At 66.9% G+C, this 6,691-nt stretch carries 5 protein-coding genes and 1 pseudogene; 5 read left to right on the top strand and 1 reads right to left on the bottom strand.

The window, feature by feature from the left end:
• The first annotated feature begins 151 nt into the window (after positions 1–151).
• Positions 152–439 (top strand): hypothetical protein, encoded by a 288-nt coding sequence (locus tag AB1460_RS34960; RefSeq protein ID WP_368966657.1) that lies wholly within the window; start codon positions 152–154, stop codon positions 437–439.
• Here the strand turns inward: AB1460_RS34960 and AB1460_RS34955 are convergent.
• Positions 388–1,289 (bottom strand): annotated as a pseudogene (locus AB1460_RS34955) (IS5 family transposase). The gene AB1460_RS34960 and the pseudogene AB1460_RS34955 overlap by 52 nt on opposite strands.
• Positions 1,290–1,567: 278 nt before the next feature.
• On the opposite strand from AB1460_RS34955, the gene AB1460_RS34950 reads away from it, so the two are divergent.
• From AB1460_RS34950 to AB1460_RS34935, 4 genes are all read left to right on the top strand, one after another.
• Positions 1,568–3,154, top strand: a complete 1,587-nt coding sequence (locus tag AB1460_RS34950) for a hypothetical protein (RefSeq protein WP_368966655.1) — start codon at positions 1,568–1,570, stop codon at positions 3,152–3,154.
• 38 nt (positions 3,155–3,192) lie between these two features.
• Positions 3,193–4,227 carry a pentapeptide repeat-containing protein gene (locus AB1460_RS34945; RefSeq protein ID WP_368966653.1) on the top strand — a complete coding sequence of 345 codons (1,035 nt, stop codon included), beginning with the start codon at positions 3,193–3,195 and terminating at the stop codon, positions 4,225–4,227.
• Positions 4,228–4,949: 722 nt separating this feature from the next.
• A complete protein-coding gene (locus AB1460_RS34940) occupies positions 4,950–5,975 on the top strand; it encodes a transposase (RefSeq protein ID WP_368966652.1) in 1,026 nt (341 codons plus the stop codon).
• A gap of 223 nt (positions 5,976–6,198) precedes the next feature.
• A complete protein-coding gene (locus AB1460_RS34935) occupies positions 6,199–6,462 on the top strand; it encodes a transposase (RefSeq protein ID WP_368966650.1) in 264 nt (87 codons plus the stop codon).
• Positions 6,463–6,691 lie beyond the last annotated feature (229 nt).

The following is a 6,691-nucleotide window of genomic DNA, read 5'->3' as shown; positions in this document are numbered from 1 at the left end:
GCCTGGCCGTCCTCGGATCCGTTGTCCTCAGGTACTACCGTGAGCACGGGCGTGCCTTCCCGACCGACGCGCCAACGTCGGCCTGACTGAGACCTCAACCTCGATCACCGGGAAGGTACGCCCTCCCCAGCCGATCCACAGGTCTCAACCATTGCTCGAGATCGCGGAAGAGCTCGGCCTCGACGTCAGCCTCGGCCAGCTCCTGGTCGTTGACTGGGTGCCGCCGCAGCCGGACGGCCGCCCTGCTCTGGTCAACTTCGTCTTCGACGGCGGTACGATCACTCCGACGCAGGCCGCGGGCCTGCGACTGCAGGACAGCGAGCTTCGCGCCTGGCGCCTGTGCACGTGGCAGGAGGCCGATGCCCTCCTAGGGCCTGTTTGGGAAGTTCATCGGGGTAGCCATTCGTTGATCGCGGCGATGGTGACCGTTGCTTCGTAGCGAACCGCGAGCTTGTCGTAGCGGGTCGCGACCGCCCGGTGGCGTTTGAGCCGGTTGATGCCGCACTCCACGGCGTGACGCTGCTTGTACGCCTCCGGGTCGAACCGGGGCGGCCGCCCACCGGCGCTGCCGAGCTTCTTGCGGTTCGCGGCCTGGTCCTTCTTCTCCGGGATGGTGGCGCGGATCCCGCGCTGGCGCAGGTAGGCCCGGTTGCCCTTCGAGCTGTACGCCTTGTCCGCCAGCACCCGATCCGGACACGTCCTGGGCCGGCCCCGTCCCGGCCGAGGGACCCGGATCAGACCCAGCACCGCGGTGAACTGCGGGCTGTCCCCGCGCTGCCCGGCGGTGACCAGCAACGCCAACGGTTTCTGCCCCTGCTCACAGGCCAGATGCAGCTTGGTCGTCAACCCACCCCGGGACCTCCCGATCCCATGATCCGCCGGTTCGGTGTCAACACCACCCGGGGACTGCCGCTGCGCGGCCCCCTTTTCGACGCCCCGGCCGCATGCTGATGCGCCCGCGCCACCGTCGAGTCCACCGACACCTCCCAGGTGATCAGACCGGCGGCGTCCGCCTGCGCCTGCAACGCGGTCAGGACCCGTTTCCAGGTCCCGTCACGCTGCCAGTCCCGGAACAGCCCGTACACCGTGCGCCAGTGCCCGTACCGGGCCGGGACGTCTCGCCACGGCGCCCCGGTCCGCGTCCGCCACCGGATCCCGTCGATCAGCTGCCGCCACGACCACGTCGCCGGCCTGCCCGGCTTCTTCTTGTCCGCCTCCGAGGGCAGCAACGGCTCCAGCACAGCCCACTGCTCGTTCGTGAGGTCACCCCGCGCCACACAACTGATCATGCAACCCGAAAGTCACCATCAGCTCCACGGTCAGCCTCGGGACGTACTTCCCAAACAGGCCCTAGTACCGCATATGGCGCGCCGCGGCCACGCCGCGATTCAGGCTCGCCGGTCGGGTCGCACCGCCTACCTTCACCACGGCTGGCCACCCTACGTCCTAACCCCAGAAAATAGACCTATGTGAGAAAACGGAATAAACGAAACAGTGACTCGGCAGGCGCCGCCGCCGGCCAACATGGATGCAAGCCCATTCCGTGCCCCGAATGAGGAGGCATCGCGTGCTGCAGTCCATGAGCGCCGCCCAGCTCCAAGAAGCCTTCCGTATCAGCCGCGCCGCCTGGCGACGCATCGCCGCCGGTTCCGACATGATCGAACCAATGGACCCGCAGTACACCGGCGGCGTCACCCGGTGGTCGGGCCACGGATTCGCCCGCTGGCTTTCCGCCCACCACCCCGACCTCGCCGAACACACCCCACATCTCCTGCGTCCGGCTGGCACCATCGCTCCCCAGTACTACGGCGGCACCTACACCAGGAGCGAGCCGGGTGGATTTCACCACGAGCACTTCGCCGGCCACTGGCGCACCAGCCATGGGCGCCTCGCCGTCATCTACCCTCACGAACGAGGCTTCGGTCCCGAAACGGCCCTCGACCACATTTCCGACGCCGCCACCGTGATCGTGATCGATCATGCCTGGAACCTCTACGGCCTACCCGACCTCGAAGCAGTCGACCGGGAACGCCCCACGCTCACCTACGAGCCCCGCTGGTCCGAGGTCGCCGCCCACATCGGTGCCCCTCTGCCCTGGTGGCCCTCCGAGCTGCGACGCGAACAACACCTCACCGCCTGGCGCCCCGCCCATCCGCCCGCGGCCGTGGATGTCGTGACCTGGCCGAGCTGGGAGCCGCTGTACGACATGGCACTGACCGAGGCAAAAGGCGCCCCGATCCGCGTCGCCTGCTTCTCCATCGGCCACGAGATCCGCTTGCAAGCCGTTGAGTCCGCCGAGTCGGACATCGCACACATGAACGATCGCGCGGATCCTGGTGACCCGCTTTCCTTCCGTGAGCGACAGCAGGCCGAGCGTGCCTCCATGACCATCCCCGCCCTTCCCAACCATGACGATCCCGGCCAAAACGAGATCGGCACCGAGGAGGAGATCCGCACGGGCGTCGCCCAGCTGTGGCAGCGCACCGACGACCTCGCCGTCGCGTGCCTGACCGCCATCAGCATGTGGAGCGGGAAGCACATGCCCTTCGGGGGCGCGTTCTCCGTGACCGCCCAGGACACCACTGCGGCTGGCCGGGAATGGATTCGCCGCCTCCAGGCCGCCGAACCCACCGCGGGCCACTGGAAGTGGAACTCCGACCGCGACGAGATCACGGGGACCTTCGTCGACCCTGTCACCGCCAGCCCTGTCGTCACCGAACGAGGCCGTTACCTATTCGGTCCCGCCGACCACGTCACCTTCAGCTCCTACACCCCGCGCCGGCTTCCCGAGGGGAGCTTCCTGCGTGAGGTCATTCTGGACAGACCCGTCTGGGTGCGCGTCCAGGACGGGACCCTTTACCCCATCCCCGTCCTGGAGGCTCCGGGAGTCTCCTGGGGCTACACCGGCTCCGGGCCGGGCACCCTGGCCACCCTCATCGGCCACCTCCTCGACGACGGATCCGCTCCCGCGCTCGGGTATGGCGATGGCGACGTCTTCAACCGCGAGCCCAAGCTGGAGGCGTTCCTGCAGCAGAAGCACCCGCGCGGTACACGTCTACCTCGCCGCGTTCTGGAAAACATCCGCGAGAACGGGACGGATGCCCTCGGCCTCCTCGACCGGTTCCGGTACAGCCGACGCGCCCACGACTCCTGAGAGCGACCCGCGCTGCGGACGTCCGGTACAACCGAGCCATGGTCGACAACGGGGGAGCGCGTCGGCGGGCCGGCCGGCGCGGGCTGCGGTTCGTAGCGGGAATCGCCACCATCGGCGCTGTGTGCGCGGTGGTGGCGATCTGGCACCTGCCCGCCCGGATGTATCCAAGCCCCGCCGATGCCGACGCCCGGGCGGCCCTGCAGTCCGGGCTGCTCACCGCTGCGGCGGCGCTCACCGCGGTGGCTGGCGGTCTGATCGCGCTGAACGAGACCCGCCAGGCCAATGCCGAGGTGCGCCGGGCGAACGAGAACACCCATGTCCGTGAGCTGTACGTGGAAGCCGTGAAACTCCTCAACGATGCCGAGCGGGGGATCCGGCTGGCAGGGATCTACGCGTTGGAGCGGATCGCGGTGGACTCGCCGGCAGATCAGCGCACGGTGGTGGAGGTGCTGTCGGCGTTCGTGCGGGACCGCAGTACAGACCCGGCGTTACGTCAGGCCACACCGCCGCTGCGCCCCGCATCGGATATCCGTGCCGCAGTCCAGGTCCTGGGTCGCCTTCCCACACGTGACGGAGTCCCCCGCGCCGACCTGACGGGCGCAGACCTCACCGGGCACGCCAGCCTCGCCCACCTCGACCTTGCAGACGCCAGCCTCGCCGACGCCCATCTGGAGGGAGCCGACCTCGCACACGCTCAGCTAAGCCGGATTAACCTCGCCGCCGCCTTCCTGAACGACGCCACACTCACCGGCGCCGAGCTGGCGGAGGCCAACCTCGCCTTTACCATGCTGGAAAGGGCGAATCTCACGGAGACCGACCTGAGTAATGCCGACCTCGACGATGCCCAGCTTCCCGGGGCCAATCTCACCGACGCCCAACTGATGGGGGCGACCTGCATCCATACCCACCTGCACGAGGCGAACCTGACCGAGACCAGGATCCGCGGAGTTGACCTTTCCAGAACATTGGGGCTGTCACAAGCGCAGGTGAATTCTGCTCTCGGGGACGGACTGACACGGCTACCCAGGAATATGAGGCAACCACGGTCGTGGACCCGAGCAGAGAATGAATGAGCGGTCCGCATCCTATTCCGGGGCTCCTGCCGGGGCAGCCCTGGTCGCGAGAACGGAGTGCAGATGTCCGCGCCGTTCGACTGCATCTAACGATCAAGATTTCCGATCGATGTTCGCGAGAACGAACTGCAGTGCCTCCAGCGCCGGGGCGAAGTGCCTGCTGGTAGCGGTCAAGAACGGCAACTAGGGGTGCATCCAGAGGTTGCGAGCACAGGCCGCTGGTCCCGATGTGGTGCAGTCAGCGCTCACGACCAACTGCAGTCGGATCTCATGAGCAGGGCCACGGCTTCGACGAGCGGGCGCGGGATGCTGCCGGGCTCAACGAGGACGACGACGGTTTGACGTCGAATGACGACCAAGATCCGGCCTGACTCCAGGGCCTCCTGGGCGGGGCGCGATCGGGTTGATCAGTGCACGGAAGGTCAACGCCGGCGCAGGGCTGATCGACCTACCGAGGATGTTGCATGAACTGTTCGCGCGTCAAGTGGCTTACGTCCGAAATGGGTAGGTCGAGGGATTAGACTGTTTCGCCTCGAAGATCCCTGCGCGGATGCTGTCTGACCGTCACGGCGTCCGATCGGGAACCGTGCGCCTGAGTTTCACCCGGCGACGTTTCCAGTGACTTTTCGTGCGGTGGTTCCCCGCATCCCATAATTCCTCCCGGACACGCTTTGCGGGTGCTGGACGGCGGCATCGTGGCCGGGAACGATGAGGACCGCAGGGTGAATATCGACGCGAAGGCGGTGACGGTGGCGTACAACTTCCACCCGGTGGAACGGGACCAGGAATTCCTCCTCCCGACGAACATGGCGGACTGGCTACCCCGTGACCACTTCGTCTACTTCCTCATCGATCTGGTCGACCAGTTGGACCTCACCGAGTTCCTGACCGCGTACCGCCCCGACGGCAGAGGTGGAGCCGCCTATCACCCGGCCATGATGGTGACTCTGTTCGTCTACGCCTACTGCGACGGTGAACGTTCCTCCCGCAGGATCGAGGAACACTGCCGCACCGACATCGCCTACCGAGTCATCACCGGCGGCCGGGTCCCCGACCACAGCACGATCTCCCGTTTCCGTGACCGGCACGAAAAGGCGTTCACAGCCGTGTTCACCCCCATCCTCGGGATCTGCCTGGACGCCGGCATGGGCGACGTCTCCCTCGCCGCCATCGACGGGTCGAAATTCCGCTGCCCGGCCTCCCTCCGCGCCAACCGCACCCGCATCAGCATCGTCAAAGAGATCACCCGGCTCACCGACGACATCGAAACCGAACTCGCCAGGATCATCACGGAAATCCTCGCCGAGTCCCGCCGCGCCGACCTCACCGACGACCCCCTCGACGGCACCCCACCAGCCCCACGCGAACCCGGCACCCTGCCCGACATCCCCGGCCTGCCAAAGAAACTGCACGGCAAGGCCACCCGCCGGGCACGACTCGTCCACGCACGAGACACCCTCGACGACGGCTACCGCACCGCATGCGCCGGCTACGACCAGCGCCTGGCCGAACGAGTCGCGCGTGAGGCCACCACCGGCAAAAAACCCGCGGCCCCAAACCACAACCACCGGGACGCGATCCCGACAAGAAAATCAACGTCACCGACCCCGACAGCCGCATCACGAAAAGCCCCCACGGCAACTACCTCCAGGGCTACAACGCCCAGAACGCCGTCGCCGCCGACCGACTCAACCTCACCGCCGACGTCGTCGCCGACGAAAACGACACCCACCTGCTACACCCCATGATCGACCACACCGGTGCCGCCTCACCGCCGCCGGCTCCGACAAGACCATCGATCTCTACCTGGCCGACTCCGGCTACTGCACCGACGCAGCCCTCGCCGCTATCGACCCCACCGGCCCACGTATCCTCACCGCCACCGGAAAAGAACACAAAACCCGCCGCCGGGCCACCGAAGACACCGTCAACGAAGGCCCACCTCCCGACGGGCTGACTCCACGCCAGAAAATGGACTGGCACCTGGGCACCGCCGCCGGGAAAGCCGCCTACCCGCGCCGCGCCGCCACCGTCGAACCCGTCTTCGGCCAGCACAAACACAACCGCGGTTTCACCCGCTTCCTCCGCGCCGGTCTCTCCGCCGTGAACGCGGAATGGAAACTCATGAACGCCACCGACAACATCTCCAGGCTTTTCCGACGCCTCCACACGGGAGAAGCCACACCCACCTGGGCTCGACTCGCCCACCTCCTCGAACCCCCACCGGCGACCTGAACCCAGCGGGAAACATCCCCGCCCGCGACACAAACCTAAAACCAGACAGAACTCCCACACCCCGAAAACCAGGCCACAAAACCCGAACCGTTCATCACGCGAGTCAACCACCACCAAGCAGACATCCCAAACGGACACCTCACCCAAACAGCAGGAAAGCCGCGAAGCTATTTCGCCGCGACCGCACCCCGCCAGCATGATCAGAACGCCACAAGGCGCCCGGCAACCC

This window comes from Parafrankia sp. FMc2 (assembly GCF_041008525.1).
GTDB lineage: Bacteria > Actinomycetota > Actinomycetes > Frankiales > Frankiaceae > Parafrankia.
Note: the sequence above shows the minus strand (reverse complement) of the source record. Positions and strands in the feature narration are given on the sequence as shown.

Excerpts from the sequence above, each read along its gene's own strand:
- AB1460_RS34945 (WP_368966653.1), top strand. The coding sequence starts at position 3,193 with ATGGTCGACAACGGGGGAGCGCGTCGGCGGGCCGGCCGGCGCGGGCTG.
- AB1460_RS34935 (WP_368966650.1), top strand. The coding sequence starts at position 6,199 with ATGGACTGGCACCTGGGCACCGCCGCCGGGAAAGCCGCCTACCCGCGC.